Raw genomic sequence first — 16,494 nt, forward strand, 5'->3', positions numbered from 1 at the left:
CACCATGCAATTTCTTTGCCTATTTATAAAAAATCTTAAAAATTATACCGCATCAAAAAGTTAATACGAGAATAATCGCCTTTTTCACCGGTAAAGGTTTCACGTTGTCCATAGGTATATTCCATACCTAAGTCAAAATTTCGTACTGGGGTAAAAAAGCTATTACCCACAATATTATAAACTCGTTTATTGTTTGCAGAGTTACTCGCAAGTGCTTTGGCATAAGGCGTACTATCACGATACCATACAGTGCCACCAATCAAAGAACTGCGCCATTTTGGTGTCCATAAATGAACATAACCCATTAAAAAGGTATTATATTCACTGCGGTTAATCATGTATTTTCCATCTGCATCGGTCACCACCACATAAGCAGGATTAGGTCCGGCATAAAGAATATAGCGATTATCGCCCTTAATATGATAATGCTGAATAAAGAGTGTATCTTTAGGGGTAAGATTAAATCGTGTACCGATACCAAAGCCCCAACCCCATTTTTCGACATCATCATTATTATTGGTAGACACACGATTCTCATGCACTAAACCATATAACTGTAACCGACCTTTTTGGTTGGGAAATGCATAGTCATATTTAGCAGCAAATCCTGGTAATCGACCACCGCCATTGGTTTGCCTCACGCCTGCAAAGCTATCAACATCACCACCTTCTAATGCAACAGCAATATTTTGATTTTCACTTATTGCTTTTGTATAACGTGCTTGTACCACACGACTACCACTTGACCCCATAGGTCCTAAAGCATCCACTGTTGCAGGTGTTGTTTCATTACTAATAAATGGTGAGTTGGTTTGACCCACAAGCCAATTTCCCCATTCAACATAGGCATGGCGAACTCGAAATGCTCCACTGCCATTGACTCGCATGGCATTATTACTCATGAAGTCACCTTCAAAATTGGCAAGTAAGTCACCATAAATTGTTGGCTGAATCAGCTCTACCCCCAACACAGTGGTCGCAGCAGTCACATTTAGCGAACCTTTGGTTGGATTGGATGAGTTTAATGGAACACGATTGGTTGGATTAAATACGTCTGTTGTGCCTGCACTACTGCCTGCCGTGTCATAAGTGGTATGAATCCGAAAACTACCATAAAACTTAATTTGTGTTTGGGTAAATGGGTTGGTAATCCAACCGGGTCTTGTGGTTGCTTGAATCGGTGCTTCTGCCGTTATATCTGGCGAATTCTTTAACACATGTGCTTGTTTAAGATCTTTTTGCTTATCCATGAGCTCTTCAACAGCATCTTTGAGCTTAGATACTTGCTGTTCTAATTCATTAATTTGTTGTTGTTCTTCTATTGTATCTGCATAGCTTAGGCTGCATACACATAAAAGCGTTGTTAACACAGATAATTTAAACATTATCACAATTTTCCACTGACAATAAAGCAAACACACCAAGCTGACTTTTACACATATACACGCTATCTTGCACACTGTGATATTCAGTCATTTGAAATGAACTTTTAATAACGACATGTTTTTTGACGTTTGATGCGGATTATGACAAAGAAGCGTAACATTGAATACCCCTATTGTTTACTTTCAGGGCAATATGATGAGGAAGTAGCAAATAATTTTAACTTCAATCCATTTTATGTCTATGAATCAATGCTATTTTCATAACAAAGAAAACTTTAGTCTATAAACATCTCTTTTTGAAGTGATCGATCATCAATATAAAGGGTCATTATTGTTGTCATATTGGATGGCGTTTAAGCTGTCTATATATATTCTTTTTTAAAACACAACGCTTGATAATTCTTCTGCTGCATTCATGACAATATTTTGAATGAAATCTTCAAAATATACTTTACTAAATGTATTCATTGGGCAACTGATTGAAATTACAGCAACCATTTTGCCATCACGTTGACGATAAATTGGTGCAGTACAAACAGCTACACCTTTTAAAAAATGCCCCCAACTCATCATAATTTTTTGAGTTCGGACATAATCTAGTCGGTTTAACAAACTAGGTAAATGATAAGGTGTCAGTTCAGAATACTGTTTCCACTCTTTAAAATGTTTATAACGTCTTTTTACTTCTTCAACTGGCAGTGCACTGAGTAACAATTGCCCCATGACTGTGGCATGTGCTGGCCAACGAGTACCAATTTTTACAGTAGACGTGAATGGACCAATGGCATCAATATGATTGATATAAACCAACTCTGTATCTTCTAAAACAGCTAAATTACATGCTGCTGCTGTTTGATCACGCAAATTACGTAAGATTGGACGAGACAATTCAATAATGTCTTGATTACTAAGTACATTAAACCCAAGTTTCATGACTTTAGAGTTTAAAGTATAGGTTTTATTCGGTAATTTACGAATGTAACCTGCGCTTTCTAATGTATAGATCAAGCGAAAGGCGCTTGAACGATTCACCTCAAGCTTTTCAGCGATTTGACTGATGGTCAATACACTTTCTTCTTTTGAAAAGCACTCTAAAACAGCCAATCCATTTAACAAACTATTTACTAAATATTTGCTTTCGGAGGCGGACTCTAAATCATCATTCGCAAGTGGTATTGTCATCTCATTCTCTACCTGAAATAAATATTATATCGAGATTGAAAGTGATTAAAAGAGTCAAGTTCTTACAAACTTGACTCTTCATTTCTCTTAGTAAAGTTTTTTCTGTGGTGGACCTGCAAAGTTTAATGGACCAATTTTATCCATACCCACTTCAATAATCGCTGGTCCATCAAAAGCAACATATTCTAAAATTAATGCACGGAATTCTTCAACCGTTGACGCTAAGCCGCTTTTAATGCGCATTGAATCGCCAAGCTCTTTATAACTTGGTGTATGCAATTCATTAAAATACTGACGACCGCCAAAGTAATTGTTTTGAATGCCTTTCATTACGCCATAGCCATTATCATTCATGATGATTAACACCATGTCTGTATTTTCTTGTGCCATGGTTGCAATTTCACCAATGCCTAGCATTAAGCCACCATCACCAACAATTGTCACTACTTTTTTGTCAGGATTAGCAATCGATGAACCAATACCATGTGCTAAACCTAGACCAATTGCACCTGCTAACGAGTGAATATTTTTCTTTGGCAATTGCATTGGAAGTAAACGGCTGCCCCATGTTGAACCTGACATCGTAATATCACGAACAAAAATGCCATCAGCAGGTAATGCTTCACGTACAGCATCACAGATCAATGCATACTGATCAACTTGCTTACGTAATGCGTCAACTGCGGCATTTTTTGCTGCAATAATTGCTTGGTCATATTCAGCTGTTGCTTTATTTACGCCTTGTAATTTTGCAAGCACTTTTTGAAGCAAGGTTTTTGCTTCAGCACAAATAAACGTTTTTACTTTGTAATTACGTTGCTGTGCCATTGGGCTCGCATCAACTTGAATCAATTGCTCAGGAAACTTCACGCTATAAGTTTTTGTTTCATTACTTCTAAGTCTTGAACCAATCACAATAGCTAGGTCGCTGTTTTCGATAAGTTGTTCAACACTTGCTGAATTATGAAATGCACCTAAGCTTCTTGGATGATCATCTGCAAGTACACCACGAGCATGTGTTGATGACACAATTGGAAGACCTAAATCTGCTAACTGTGTTACTTCATCTGCAGCTTCTAATGTACCACCACCAATCCAAACGATTGGACGTTCTGCTTTTTTAATTTGCTCAACTAAATAATCAACTTCAACATCAGATACATCTGGAAGTTGTAATGGTTGTATTGGCGCTAAGCTTACTGGAAAATCAATTGAAGTAGCTTGAATATCAATTGGAATCTCAACGCTTACAGGACCCATTGGAATTGTTGTTGCAACACGAATCGCTTCTTTAATAATACCTGCTGCATGATCAGGATTTGAAATGCGATAAGCTGCTTTGCTTGATGCTTTTAAAAAGGTTAACTGATCTTTGGTTTCATGAATAAAGCTTGCATCACTGTCTAAATATGCTTTTTCAACATTACCGGTTAAATGTAATACTGGACTGCCTGCATTCATGGCTTCAATCAGTGAGCCAACCGCATTACCAGCGCCTGCACCTGTACTTGTTAATGCAACACCCAAACCACTAAAGCGACCATCAGCATCTGCCATGGTAACACTGCCCGCTTCGCCACGTGCTGCAACAAAACGAATTTTATCACGACGACCAATTGCATCTGCAATTGGCAAGTTATGAATTGAAATTACGCCATATACATTGCTTACACCATGCTCTTCAAGCACACGTGTGATCACTTCACCCACATTAATTTTGTCAGTCATTTCATTATTCCTTTATTCAATATAAATTTAGTTGGCCCAAGGGTTTGGTTGATCGCTTAAGCTTAAGTAAATGCTTTTCTGTTGCATATATGCAAGCATTCCTTCACGACCCTTTTCACGCCCAATACCACTTTCCTTTCCGCCGCCAAACGGTGCAGAAACTGAAAATTTCTTGTACGTATTGACCCAAACTGTTCCAACTTCTAACTGACGTGCGACTTGAAGCGCTTTACGGTAGTTTTCAGTCCAAATTCCTGCTGCCAAGCCATAGAAACTGTCATTGGCTTCTTCAAGTAATGTCGCTTCATCCTCAAACGGAATCACAACCAATACAGGGCCAAAGATTTCTTCTTGACAAACTGTTGCTGTATTTTTCAAGCCAGTAATGATGGTAGGTGCATAATATGTACCTTGATCATAAACACCGCCTGTTAAACGTTGACCACCAACAACCACTTGACCGCCTTCTTTTACCGCCAATTGCACATAATCATCAACTGATTTTAAATGTGATTCGCTGATTAATGGCCCAATATGGGTATCTGGTGTTTCTGGATGACCAACACGTAGTCCACGGGTTAAGGTCACTAGTTTTTCTAAAAATTCATCATATACATTTTGATGTACAAATAAGCGTGCGCCTGCAATACATGCTTGTCCAGCTGAGCTGAAAATACCATATGCTACACCATGACTTGCAATGTCTAAATCTGCATCTTCAAACACAATCGTTGGTGATTTACCACCAAGTTCAAGTGATGTCGTGATGAGTTTTTCTGCTGCAACATGCGCCAAACGACGACCTGTTGATGTACCACCTGTAAATGAAATCTTTTTCACTAACGGATGTGAAACCAATGCATTACCAATGACTGAGCCTTTACCTGGTAAAACACTCAATAAACCTTTTGGTAATCCTGCTTGTTCAAAGATTTTTGCAATTTCTAAAGCGATTAATGAAGTTGCTTCAGCCGGTTTTAAAATTACGGCATTACCTGCTGCAATCGCAGGTGCAAGCTTTTGAATTTCACTTGCAATTGGCGAGTTCCACGGTGTAATTGCAGCAATCACACCAATTGGCTCATACACGCTCATGGTTAAAATGTCAGATGCGCGTTGACTCGGTAAATTTTGGTCAAATGTTTCACATGCTGCTGCCATATAACGTGCAGTACCTGCAGCGCTCATGACTAAACCAAATGTTTCTGCAAGTGGCTTACCATTGTCTTTGGTTTGTAATGCAGACAGCTCTTTGGCATTGGCTTCGATAATCTCAGCCACTTTGTATAGCACTTTAGCACGCTCAAGCGGTAAGCTGTTTCTCCAACTTGGATCACGCCATGCTTTTTCTGCTTTTTCAACAGCTTCATTCACATCTGCTTCAGTTGCTGTTGAAAATACAGCATTCAAACTTCCATCTGCTGGAAAGCGACTTTCTGAAGGATTACCTTGCCCTTGCTTCCATTCACCAGCAAGGTATAAATCGAGAACTTTTGTCATGACGGTCTATCCTTAAATTTCAATGTTGTTCATGTAGTTATGACATGCTCTAACAACACTCAACGCAGCTAAAGCAGATGTTTTTGGGTTGCTTTGTAATGGCTTTCCATTCATTTCAATTTTGAACTGTCCAAAGCTGCCTTCAACTAACACAATATGTTGATTTGACGCGATGTTTGGGTCTACAACCAACTCAACCATGGTCTCATCAAGACCTAAGCCTGCAAGGGCAATTGTTGCAGCAACATTTGAATTGGCTTTATATGTTGATGCCGCTTCACGTGCTGTACCTTTAAAAAACACTGTTGTTTCTTGAACATTGTTTAAATCAAGGACTTGTTCAGCTGGGCTACCAAGCCAACTTTTTGGGCTTTTCACTGCTTGATAAGTCACGTTGGTTAATTCACCACTTAATTTTGCTGCGGCTAAACCATCAATGCCTGCAATTGCACCTGATAACAGATACAACTTACTGTCATGTGCTTGGACTGCCTGAGATAAGCGCTGATACAATTCATCGCTTGCTAAAGCACCGACTGAAATTAAACCTAGTTTCCAGCCTCGGCTTAGAATCTGTTCTGCATGTTCAATCACTGCGCTTTGCCCTGCAGCTTCAACGACAAAATCAGGCTGACCATCACATGCATCAATACTTGAAATGACCTTAACTGTCGATGCAACTTCAGTTTGTGTTTTACTGACACTGTCTTCTGGTACAACAACCCAAGTTAAAGATAGATCTTGTGGCAAGTGCTTGACAATTTCTTGCGCCATTGCACCATACCCAATCATCATTAATTGTTTCATCTTTTAACTCACCGCTTAAATATGACGATTAAACCCACCAGATACATCAATTACAGAACCTGTTGTATATGATGCAAGTGGCGACGCTAAAAATACCAATGCATGTGCAGGCTCTTCAGGCTTACCTAAACGTTGTAATGGAATACCGCGTTTTTGTGCGATTTTTTTCGTCCATTCTTCCCATGTCACTGATTGATCATCACGCTCTTTGAAACGGCGACGCCATTGATCTGATTCAACCATACCCAATAGAATTGAATTTACACGTACATTTTGGTGTAAAAACTCTCTTGAAAGAGAATGTGTTAAGTTCAATAACGCAGCACGTGCAGCAGATGTTGCAATCATGTGTTCTTCTGGCTGGATTGCCAATAAAGAGTTGACGTTGGTAATTGATCCAACATCTGATTTTTCTAAGTATGGAATAAATGCTTTTACTGGGTTTAATACACTAAAATATTTTAATTGAATTTCATCAATCCAATCTTGGTCTTTAGTTTCATGAAAGCTAGAAACACGACCTTGTCCTGCGTTATTGATCAAGAAGTCAACTTGTCCAAATTGCTCATATACATTGCTTGCAAATGCTTCAACTTCAGCTTTATTTAGTACATCACAACATGCTGTGAAAAATTTACCTTCTGGGAATAATTCACGAATTTCATTGATTGAATCCGTTAGCTTATTTTGGCTACGACCACACCATGCAACAGATGCACCTTCGCTTAATAATACTTTTACTGTTGCAAGACCAATACCTGATGATCCGCCTGTGACAACTGCCACTTTTCCACTTATTTGAAAACTCATAATCAATCCTTAGTTTATTAACATCTCAATGTCTTTTAATAAATTATTAAATACGCTTGGCTGGTCTAAATAGCTAATATGCCCTGCATGATCAATGCCATACACATGTATAAATTGATATGTACTGGCTAATCGTTTTATATCTGCAGGCAATGTAATACCATCTTGCTCGCCGTATATAAAAAAGACATTTTTCATTGAGGTATTTAAATAATGTTCAATTGAATCATAGGCTAATAAATATGATGCATGGGTAAAGCCATGCTGTGTCAATTGAGACATCACATATTCAACTAACCAAATATTTTCAGCAGTATGCTGCGAAAATAGTTTCAACCCTCGCTGCTTCGCCATTTCTTTGTAGCCTAAACGCGCTAAGAGCTGAGGTCGCTTTTGATAAACTTCTTCTTTCTTTGCTTCATCAAAATTGGCATAACCTTGTGCAGGATCAACAAGAATTAATCCTCGGCTGCTTTGTTCATATTTTGAATAATATGCAGCGGCTGCCATACACCCCAATGAGTGGCCAATAATTAAAGGATTTTTAACATCTAACATTTCACACAATTGGTGCAATGCATCTGCATAATCTGCAGCATTTGGCTTATCTGTTGCAAACACTGAAGACTGACCATATCCTGGTGCATCCCATGCGATCACACGATACGATTTTTCTAATGCTTCAAGTTGATTAATCCAAGAAGCAGAACCTGAGCTAATGCCATGTAATAAGACAATTGCTGGCCCTTCACCGCTTTCACGATAAGCCCATGTCTGACCATTTTTTTCAACAGTTTTGACTTCATAAGCGTCACATAGCGCTTGATATGTCAATTTTTCAGAACCTATGATCAATGTCTTCACCTATTCTTACGTCAAGCATACTTGGGCTTTAATACCGATCGCATAAGCGATCGGTATCATGTACTTATTTATTTCTTTTAACTTTTGATAAAGGATGATCTTCAGGGTATGTAGGAATGGTTGGCTTACCTGTTCCTAGCATCACACACATTAATGCATCTTCTTGACCTGGGTTAAACAAACCACGGTGAATTCCAGGTGGGATTGAAATCAAGTCACGCTCATTTAAACGTGTTGAATATTTCTCGCCATTATGATCGATGAATAAATCAATACAGCCTCGAAGCATAAAGAACACTTCTTCTACATCGTGATGCATATGCAGCGGGCCTTCACATTGTGCAGGCAGTACCATCGTTGAAAATGTAAAGTTTTCAGCAGTAACGGTATTTGAATCGTTAGAAACACCTGTTGCACCTGTACCCATGTAACGCATTTGCGCACGACGGTATTTTGGGTCGTAATCTGCTTGGAATTTTAATGCATCAAAGTCATATTTACGTGTTGAGAAACGTGCTACGCGGCTATCAATATACTCAGCTAACGTTGCAGACTCTGGAATTTTCCAAGATTCAAATTGTTGTTCACTCATGTCTGTTCTCCAAAAAAATTTTTAATAGTAGCTTTTTGCATGAACTGCTTTAGCTTTCGGCTTGAATAACAAAGGGATAATGACCAATGAACCAATAATAGCAATCAAAGAAATGGTGATGATTCCGCTATTAAAGTTTCCTGTCGCTTGAACAATAAAACCAATTGCAAGTGGTACAATCGCGCTGGCAAAGTTACCTAAACCATTAAAGATTCCACCTGCTGTTGCACTCACACTTTTATCAGTAATGCTAGACAGTAATGCAAAGATTGCAGAAACGCTCACGCCCCAAGAAAATGCGCTTAATGACATCATGAAAATGACAGCGATTGGATTGTGTACAAGCACCATCAAGTACATCGTGAATCCAGCAAACATCAATCCAGCAAACACTTGTCCTGCACGATTACCTGAACGATCTGAATAAAATGCACCAAGAATCTCACCCACAAGCATGGCAATGAATGGAAGCGATGCCAACATACCAAACTGTTTTAGATCAAAGCCTTTGTTTTCCATGAGATAGCTTGGTACCCAGCTGTTTAATCCCCATAAATAACTCATGATGGCAATGTTAAACACACACACTAACCAAAACTTTTTGTTTTGTAGCAACAATTTAATGTTGTCTTTATGGCGCGTTAATCCAGATACTTTGACATCAGATGCTTCAGGTTGTTTCAGCGTGATATTTTTCATTCCAAAGATCACGATCAACAATACGATTAATGTCAGTGATGCCATTACAACAAACGTTGCATGCCAATCATAATGTGCTAAGACATAGGCTGTGATTGGAAATCCAAGCGATGCGCCAATTGGTGTTCCCAATAAAAACATGGTTGAAGCACGTGCTTGTTCTTTTGCAGTATAGGTCTGTTTCACAATGGTATAAGCCAATGCAAACAATGGGCCTTCAGCAATACCGAGCAGTACTCTAAAGAAGATTAATACCCAAAAGTTGTGCGTTACGGACATACATAACATGATGACGCCCCATGCTGTGATACTACCAATCAGCAACTTTTTCGGGCTAAACATGTCACCGATAAAACTTAAAAATACCGATGAAAAACCATATGCGAGGAGAAAGCTGGTCATCAGTAGACCGAGCTTGGCTTTATCTTGCCCAATGCCTAAATCCACTAAAAAATCAATATCTTTAAATAAAACGGTAATACTAATTTTATCAATGAACGCAAGAACAACACAGATCATTAAAACAATGGCGATTGACCAATGCTTTAGCCCTTTTTCACTTGAATCCATACTGTTATCTCCTTGAGATCGCCTGAACTGTTTTATGCCTTTATTTTGATTACATCGATACTTGTATCCTTTAAAAGCGTTTTGTCTAATGAAAGTTCAGCTTTCATCCAACGCTTAGCCATTTTGATCAATTTGCTATCATTCACAGCGACGGCATGAACGAGTTTGGCATCTTGATCAAGATACAAGTAACTGATTTTTCCATCGCCATAATCTCTGACAATCAGCTCAAGGTCTTGGTGATTTGCAAGTGTCCCTAGAATCTGAATGTTAAAGTTATATTGATCAGACCAGATCCAAGGAACGTCTTGATACGTGTCATCTGTACCTAGCATTGCTTTTGCTGCGCAAATTGCTTGGTTTTGCGCATTTGCCCAAGATTGGATACAAAAGCCAAGTACTGGATGAATTGCAACATCGCCTGCGGCATAGATATTTGCATCAGACGTACGTCCTTGTTGATCAACCACAATTCCATCTTTGGTTGTTAACCCTGCATGGTCTGCGAGTTCTTTAGCAATTTCTGCACCGATCGCAACCACAACAAGATCTGCTATATCAACAACTTCATTATTTTGACAAATTGCAACACGGCCATCAGCTTGTGGCTCTAAGGTATAATCCCCAAAACTAAAGTGGAATGTAACACCGTTATCTTCATGAAATTGTTGGATGTATTGAGATACCTCAGCACCTAAGCTACGAGTACACACACGTGGCCCACGCTCATAAATGCTGACATCAATCTCTTTTTTGCGTGCTGTTGCAGCGACTTCTAAACCAATCCAGCCTGCACCAATAATGATGGCTTTTTTCACGCTTGATAAAGATTCGCTCAGTTTTTCTGCATCAGCTGCTGTTCTTAGGGTAAGGACATTTTTCATGTCCGCCCAGGCTTTCACAGGCAATCTAGAGCGACTGCCTGTTGCGATTAATAATTTATCATATGGCAAGCTTTTGCCTGAGCTCAGTTCAACTGTTTGTGCCGCACGGTCAATACTGACTGCAGTCTCTGGCTTATACCATGTGATATCCAAGCTTTCGATAACATCTTCTGGAAAAAAGCTGAGTTGCTCAGTCGTCATTTCACCTAAAAGGACTTGTTTTGACAAAGGTGGACGCTCATAAAAAATATGATTTTCATCCGAAACAATACTAATTGTTCCTTCAAAGTTATTCTTTCTAAGCGTATGAGCTGCCCAAGCTGAAGCTTGTCCTGCTCCTATAATGACTATCTTTTCCACAATGCTTATCCCGGTATCATTTGAGTAATTTGTCTTCTTGTCGTTGGATCAACACCACCGTCAACTGCCCATTCAGTGAATAATTCAACTGCATAATCAACGTGACGCGGCTGCCAATCTTTCGTTAAGTAATCTTCATTGGTATAATATTCAAATGCACCGCCAAGTGGTGAATTGACATACCAAAAGTACGCAGACGAAATTGGGTGACGACCAGGACCAATAAATGATGACCATGATTTGCGGTTCATGTTAATCCCACCACCGATCACTTCATGAATATCGCGCACCACAAATGCGACATGGTTTAACCCTGGGTTTGGCTTGTGTGGCAATTTCAACAAGAATAAGTCATGATGAAAGCCTTCTTCTTTACAACGCATGAATGCACCGCGGCCGTTGTATGCATCAGACAAGTAAAAGCCTAACTTTTCAGTATAAAACGCTTGAACTTCATCTAAGTTCGGTGTGAACAATACAACATGACCAATGCGAACAGGTTCAGCTTGTTGGTAAACAGGGCTCGCCTCATTGACACGATCAACTTTGCCATATTGGTTCATACCAAATGATGTTAGACCTTCAACAGGTTGAACATAACTTTTAGCAAATGTAATTCTTAAACCATTTGGATCTGTACATGACACAGATTCAGCAGTTTCACTAAAACCATCAACATCTTTAAGACGTACTTTTAGCTCAGCTAAATGTGCATCAGTTTCAACACCCCACATGACTTCACGTAATGTTGAACCACTTTCAATTGCAGGTGGCAATTGTTCATTGTCTTTGTCATATACATAAATTCGGCTGCCATCTTGAGTTGAAAATACATCAACTTCATCAGAATGCGTGTCAACCTGCTTTAACCCAAAGTTATCAATAAATTTGTGTGATAGATCGCGATCTTCAACACCAAACTTCAATCCTTCAATACCTGTAATCATGTGCGTACACCTATATTAGTTAAAGATAAATCCACCATTCACAGGAATGTTTTGTCCTGTTACAAAGGATGAAAGATCAGACAGTAAATAAACCACTGTGCCTGTAACATCGTCTGGCATTTGTGGGCGGTTGATTGAGCGACCGTTCACATAAAGGTCATGTCTGTGTTGAGGAACATATTCTGTTGCTTCAACTAAGGTTAAACCTGGACTCACTGTGTTTACACAAATTCCAAATTCACCCAATTCACGAGACATTGAACGTGTCATTGCAATGATCGCACCTTTACTTGCAACATATGCCATAAGGTTAGGTGCACCCCATAATGCTGTATCAGATGCAATGTTCACGATACGACCGCTATTTGATGTACTTTTCAAGTGAGGCACAGCAGCTTTTGACATTAACCATGTGCCTTTCACATTGATTTGCATGACACGATCCCAAAGATCAGGATCATAGTCAGATAAGCCTTTACCACCAACGCCTGTTGCAAGTGCTGCACAGTTGACCAAACCATCAAGTCCGCCCAATACAGCAATTGCATCAGCCATGCATTGTTCAATTGAATCGCCTGATGCAAGATCAACTGTAAATGCATCAACTTTCAAGCCTTGCGCTTTGAGTTTCTGTGCTTCTTCAGCTACCAATGTCGATAAAATGTCTGCCATAACAACATGTGCGCCAAGCTCTGCAATTGCTTGTGTAAACGCTAAACCAAGGCCTCTTGCTGCGCCTGTGACAATAAACTTTTTATCTTGTAGGGTTGCTAAATTAGCCATTCACAGGTACTCCATCAGCCAGTGTTTTTTCTTGGCTATTATTAAGTTCAACAATTTGCTTCAATTGCTTGTCAGCTTCTTTTTTCATCATACGGCGCAGTCTTGATAGACCCACATCATGTTGATACAAGAACTCACCATCACGCGCATTTGGCGCCATGTTTTCTAAGATGATACGATCTTGCTCTAACACGTCCCAATGTAAGCCTTCTAAATGGTTACGATAGAGGAAACGCCATACATTTTTCTGCCAACCCGACACTTTACGGCAGCGCCAGAAGAACACACGAGTATTTTCTTCATCAATTGGTGTTGCAAAACCTACAATCCAAAACTCACCGCCTGGACCAAAATCTTTTTTGTATGGAATTGATAAACGAAGCCATGATGTACCTGTTTGACCATATTCAACCCAGTCAAAGTTCACGCCTTTTTGGCCATCTTTTTCAAACACAAAACCTGTCTTCGTTGGTGTGTGCTTCATTTCAGCACTTTTCTCACCTTCAGCCATCGAATGCGATGTGCAGTGTAGATAAGTTCCGTGCATCGGATCCATGACATTATCAATGGCATAACGATGGTTAACTTTCCAATCTGCCATACACAAGAATGAACTCCACTCTTCTGAGTCCAATTGGTCTGGGAAAGATAAAGGATCTGGTTCAACCGATTGATCGATACCGAACCAAATAAATACCGCACCATGTTTTTCAATGATTGAATATGTTTTTACACAATCAGCGCCTTTTAATGGACAGCTATCAACTGCAGGAACATCAACTGCTTTTCCTTCAGCATTGACTTCAACACCGTGATACCAACATGCAACACGGTCGCCTAAGTTCCAACCTAACGATAAACGCGCACCGCGGTGTGGACAGCGATCTTCTAATGCATGAAGTTCATTATTTTGATCACGCCATACAACAATGTTTTCGCCAAGTCGTGTGATGCCAACTGGATTATTTGCAACTTCCCAAGATGCTAGAACTGGGTGCCATTGGTTACGTAAGCCAAGGCTCAAATAATCGTTATTATTCATCTCATATAGTGGTATACGCATTATATTTTCCCAACAATAATTTCTTGTTTAATATCCGAGGCGTTGCATTTCAGTTTGAAAGCTTGCCGATGTCCACACTTCACCTGATTCTTGTCTTAAACCTTGCTCGTTTAAAGAAGCAACCAATGGTTCAAGATCCGTAATTCCTTTCGAAAATGCAGAGATCAATGCATTTACTAAATCAAGCTCATATGCTGTTGGCGTTTTATAACGAGTTTGCCAGATGATATGATCGATTTTTCCTGGAATTTGGATGTTATTAATACCTGCTTCTTTTGACGGAGATGCAGCTTGCCAAAATGCTAGCTTCTGATTGAAATCATTCATGGTTCTCTCCTAGTCAACATTCAGTTCAATCATGTCGTTTTGAATACGTGATTGATAGATCGATAGGTTTCTACAACCGGGACCGTCTTCAAGCTCACCTGTTGTGATGTTAAATATGGCTTCATGTAAAGGACACTCAACGGTATCGCCTTCAATAAAACCTTCTGTCAAAAGTGCATATGCATGTGGGCAGACGTTTTCGATGGCATAAATAGCTGAGTCAATCGAAAAAACACCAATTTTCTTTCCGTTCACTTCAACAGCTTTCGGTAGATCTTCGTCGACGTCTGCAACTTTACATACTGATGTCCAAACCATTTAAACTCTCCACAAAATGTTTTGTATGTAAAACATATTTTCATATATAAAACTTATCTTAGAAGAAAATATGCTTATTCTGTGGTTGTGTCAATTGAGGTAAGGGGTTTTATTTAAATGCACCAATCCGCACCAAATGAGTGACAAATGTGCCAAAAAAGAACATTTTTCACATTCTTTTTAAATTCAATAATTATAAAAATCAAATATTTATGTTATTTATGAATTTTTAGAATTAATTTATCTGATTTCTTCGAACTTTTCAGCGAAACACATGCAATATTTCTGCACCCTATCAGAGCAGAATCACTCAATCTAAATTTGTAACTAAATATTTATTTTATTTTTGTTCATTTTTTGTTTGACTTTTGATCGTAAAAATTAGATATAACTCGTAAATCATTTGCAGTGCAAATTGAAAGTAGGCCGCAAGAACTAAACTCAATTCACCTAAGGGAACAAGTGTATGAGATTTAAAAATCACCAATTCGTTTTTATGCTGCTCGGTTGTGGTCTCAGTACAACGGCTTTTGCCAATGGAAATATCGTTAACAGTGATCCTGTGATTTCCAAAGAAAATCCCGAACAAGATTTTAAGTTCAAAGTCAATGGAACTGTACGAACAAACTATCGCGATGAACATTGGGATTCTGACAACAATGGCAAATTTTTATTTGACTTAGCACGTATCGATGTCAAAGCCGAATACAAGCAGTTTTTCTTTGACGGAAACTATGTATTGCAAGACGATCGCCGTGCCATAGAACATGCATTCATCGGTGCTAAACTGAATTCAGAAAACACCCTGACCGCAGGTTATGTTTACAAACCTTTTGCAATATACCCTTACCCACAGAATGCGTGGTCTTTCCAAATTCCGTTCTTTCTAGGTTATGGTGACTCTGTTGCACCTGGGATTGATTGGCATTACTTTAACCAAGATTATGATTTTCATGCGGGCTTTTTCCCAACCATGATGACTGAAAATTTACGATTTTCGCCTGAGCTTGGCGACTATCAAAAGCTTGCAAACACCATTGCTGCTACGCAAAGCAAACAAGCTAACTCTAAACGAAATCAAGTTAATTTCCGTTTAGCAAGAAAATTTACACTCCCGTATGGTAAACAAGAGTTTGGTGCATCTGCATCATTTGCACAGTTGCATAATTCAATCACTGATGATGATGGCAAATACTCAGCTTTTGCAGTACATAGCATCAACAATTATAACCAATGGAAGTTGCAGACATCCATTATACATTATGACTACGACCCTAAAAATCCAACTGGTGTCAGTTCTGATAGCGTATTATTTCAAGCAAATGGATTTAATCCTGCCTACCTGATTGCATCAAAAGCAACGGTATACAATGCAAGCTTGTCTTATAAAATTCCTGTTAGCAAAACTTCAATTCCATACCTCACCTCAATTTCAATCTATGATGATTACAGCATCATGGTGAAAGATAAAAAGGAATGGAGTGATTCACAAATGAATACCTTTGGTGTGCAATTTAATGCGCTGCCATTTATTGTTTGGGTTGACTTAACTTATGGTAAAAACATTCCAAGCCTTGGGGGCAAATACAACAGTACAGGCTATACCAGTACAACATCGCAGTTAAGCAACGATTGGGTATACCGTACCAACATCAACATTGGATATTATTTCTAA

General features: G+C 39.0%; 16 protein-coding genes. 1 reads left to right on the forward strand and 15 read right to left on the reverse strand.

Annotation, left to right across the window (positions count from 1 at the left end):
* Positions 1 to 35: 35 nt before the first annotated feature.
* The 15 genes from CFY84_RS03335 to CFY84_RS03405 form a co-directional block, all read right to left on the reverse strand.
* Positions 36 to 1,385, reverse strand: coding sequence for a DcaP family trimeric outer membrane transporter (locus CFY84_RS03335; RefSeq protein ID WP_088822773.1), 1,350 nt, complete (start codon positions 1,383 to 1,385; stop codon positions 36 to 38).
* 378 nt (positions 1,386 to 1,763) lie between these two features.
* Positions 1,764 to 2,567, reverse strand: a complete 804-nt coding sequence (locus CFY84_RS03340; protein WP_088822774.1) for an IclR family transcriptional regulator — start codon at positions 2,565 to 2,567, stop codon at positions 1,764 to 1,766.
* Positions 2,568 to 2,654: 87 nt separating this feature from the next.
* A complete protein-coding gene (locus CFY84_RS03345) occupies positions 2,655 to 4,295 on the reverse strand; it encodes a thiamine pyrophosphate-binding protein (RefSeq protein WP_088822775.1) in 1,641 nt (546 codons plus the stop codon).
* Between the two features lie 27 nt (positions 4,296 to 4,322).
* Positions 4,323 to 5,795, reverse strand: coding sequence for an aldehyde dehydrogenase (locus tag CFY84_RS03350; protein WP_088822776.1), 1,473 nt, complete (start codon positions 5,793 to 5,795; stop codon positions 4,323 to 4,325).
* 12 nt (positions 5,796 to 5,807) lie between these two features.
* Positions 5,808 to 6,602, reverse strand: a complete 795-nt coding sequence (locus tag CFY84_RS03355) for an aspartate dehydrogenase (protein WP_088822777.1) — start codon at positions 6,600 to 6,602, stop codon at positions 5,808 to 5,810.
* A gap of 15 nt (positions 6,603 to 6,617) precedes the next feature.
* The gene (locus CFY84_RS03360) at positions 6,618 to 7,412 is read right to left on the reverse strand and encodes an SDR family oxidoreductase (protein WP_088822778.1); all 795 of its coding nucleotides are present in this window, start codon (positions 7,410 to 7,412) and stop codon (positions 6,618 to 6,620) included.
* A 9-nt stretch (positions 7,413 to 7,421) separates the two neighbouring features.
* A complete protein-coding gene (locus CFY84_RS03365) occupies positions 7,422 to 8,267 on the reverse strand; it encodes an alpha/beta fold hydrolase (RefSeq protein WP_171289025.1) in 846 nt (281 codons plus the stop codon).
* A gap of 73 nt (positions 8,268 to 8,340) precedes the next feature.
* Positions 8,341 to 8,868, reverse strand: a complete 528-nt coding sequence (locus tag CFY84_RS03370) for a cupin domain-containing protein (RefSeq protein ID WP_088822780.1) — start codon at positions 8,866 to 8,868, stop codon at positions 8,341 to 8,343.
* A 21-nt stretch (positions 8,869 to 8,889) separates the two neighbouring features.
* Positions 8,890 to 10,137 carry an MFS transporter gene (locus tag CFY84_RS03375; protein WP_088822781.1) on the reverse strand — a complete coding sequence of 416 codons (1,248 nt, stop codon included), beginning with the start codon at positions 10,135 to 10,137 and terminating at the stop codon, positions 8,890 to 8,892.
* A 32-nt stretch (positions 10,138 to 10,169) separates the two neighbouring features.
* Complete coding sequence (locus tag CFY84_RS03380; protein ID WP_088822782.1) at positions 10,170 to 11,381, reverse strand: NAD(P)/FAD-dependent oxidoreductase; 1,212 nt, start codon at positions 11,379 to 11,381, stop codon at positions 10,170 to 10,172.
* Positions 11,382 to 11,386: 5 nt separating this feature from the next.
* The gene (locus CFY84_RS03385) at positions 11,387 to 12,328 is read right to left on the reverse strand and encodes a VOC family protein (protein WP_088822783.1); all 942 of its coding nucleotides are present in this window, start codon (positions 12,326 to 12,328) and stop codon (positions 11,387 to 11,389) included.
* A gap of 15 nt (positions 12,329 to 12,343) precedes the next feature.
* Complete coding sequence (locus CFY84_RS03390; protein WP_088822784.1) at positions 12,344 to 13,111, reverse strand: SDR family oxidoreductase; 768 nt, start codon at positions 13,109 to 13,111, stop codon at positions 12,344 to 12,346.
* Positions 13,104 to 14,174: an aromatic ring-hydroxylating oxygenase subunit alpha gene (locus CFY84_RS03395; protein ID WP_088822785.1), complete on the reverse strand. Its 1,071-nt coding sequence runs from the start codon at positions 14,172 to 14,174 to the stop codon at positions 13,104 to 13,106. Before CFY84_RS03395 ends, CFY84_RS03390 begins: the two co-directional genes overlap by 8 nt.
* Before the next feature lie 27 nt (positions 14,175 to 14,201).
* A complete protein-coding gene (locus tag CFY84_RS03400) occupies positions 14,202 to 14,501 on the reverse strand; it encodes a recombinase-like helix-turn-helix domain-containing protein (RefSeq protein WP_088822786.1) in 300 nt (99 codons plus the stop codon).
* Between the two features lie 9 nt (positions 14,502 to 14,510).
* Positions 14,511 to 14,819, reverse strand: a complete 309-nt coding sequence (locus CFY84_RS03405; protein WP_088822787.1) for a Rieske (2Fe-2S) protein — start codon at positions 14,817 to 14,819, stop codon at positions 14,511 to 14,513.
* Positions 14,820 to 15,285: 466 nt separating this feature from the next.
* Between CFY84_RS03405 and CFY84_RS03410 the strand changes: the two genes are divergently transcribed.
* On the forward strand, positions 15,286 to 16,494 hold the full coding sequence (locus CFY84_RS03410) for a hypothetical protein (protein ID WP_143218753.1): 1,209 nt from the start codon (positions 15,286 to 15,288) through the stop codon (positions 16,492 to 16,494).

It is taken from the genome of Acinetobacter apis (assembly GCF_900197575.1).
Lineage (GTDB): Bacteria > Pseudomonadota > Gammaproteobacteria > Pseudomonadales > Moraxellaceae > Acinetobacter > Acinetobacter apis.

Bases quoted from the DNA above. Each gene is read 5' to 3' on its own strand.
- CFY84_RS03360 (WP_088822778.1), bottom strand. From the start codon at position 7,412: ATGAGTTTTCAAATAAGTGGAAAAGTGGCAGTTGTCACAGGCGGATCA.
- CFY84_RS03395 (WP_088822785.1), bottom strand. From the start codon at position 14,174: ATGCGTATACCACTATATGAGATGAATAATAACGATTATTTGAGCCTT.
- CFY84_RS03410 (WP_143218753.1), top strand. From the start codon at position 15,286: ATGAGATTTAAAAATCACCAATTCGTTTTTATGCTGCTCGGTTGTGGT.
- CFY84_RS03385 (WP_088822783.1), bottom strand. From the start codon at position 12,328: ATGATTACAGGTATTGAAGGATTGAAGTTTGGTGTTGAAGATCGCGAT.
- CFY84_RS03345 (WP_088822775.1), bottom strand. From the start codon at position 4,295: ATGACTGACAAAATTAATGTGGGTGAAGTGATCACACGTGTGCTTGAA.
- CFY84_RS03355 (WP_088822777.1), bottom strand. From the start codon at position 6,602: ATGAAACAATTAATGATGATTGGGTATGGTGCAATGGCGCAAGAAATT.
- CFY84_RS03375 (WP_088822781.1), bottom strand. From the start codon at position 10,137: ATGGATTCAAGTGAAAAAGGGCTAAAGCATTGGTCAATCGCCATTGTT.
- CFY84_RS03335 (WP_088822773.1), bottom strand. From the start codon at position 1,385: ATGTTTAAATTATCTGTGTTAACAACGCTTTTATGTGTATGCAGCCTA.
- CFY84_RS03405 (WP_088822787.1), bottom strand. From the start codon at position 14,819: ATGGTTTGGACATCAGTATGTAAAGTTGCAGACGTCGACGAAGATCTA.
- CFY84_RS03400 (WP_088822786.1), bottom strand. From the start codon at position 14,501: ATGAATGATTTCAATCAGAAGCTAGCATTTTGGCAAGCTGCATCTCCG.
- CFY84_RS03340 (WP_088822774.1), bottom strand. From the start codon at position 2,567: ATGACAATACCACTTGCGAATGATGATTTAGAGTCCGCCTCCGAAAGC.
- CFY84_RS03370 (WP_088822780.1), bottom strand. From the start codon at position 8,868: ATGAGTGAACAACAATTTGAATCTTGGAAAATTCCAGAGTCTGCAACG.
- CFY84_RS03390 (WP_088822784.1), bottom strand. From the start codon at position 13,111: ATGGCTAATTTAGCAACCCTACAAGATAAAAAGTTTATTGTCACAGGC.
- CFY84_RS03350 (WP_088822776.1), bottom strand. From the start codon at position 5,795: ATGACAAAAGTTCTCGATTTATACCTTGCTGGTGAATGGAAGCAAGGG.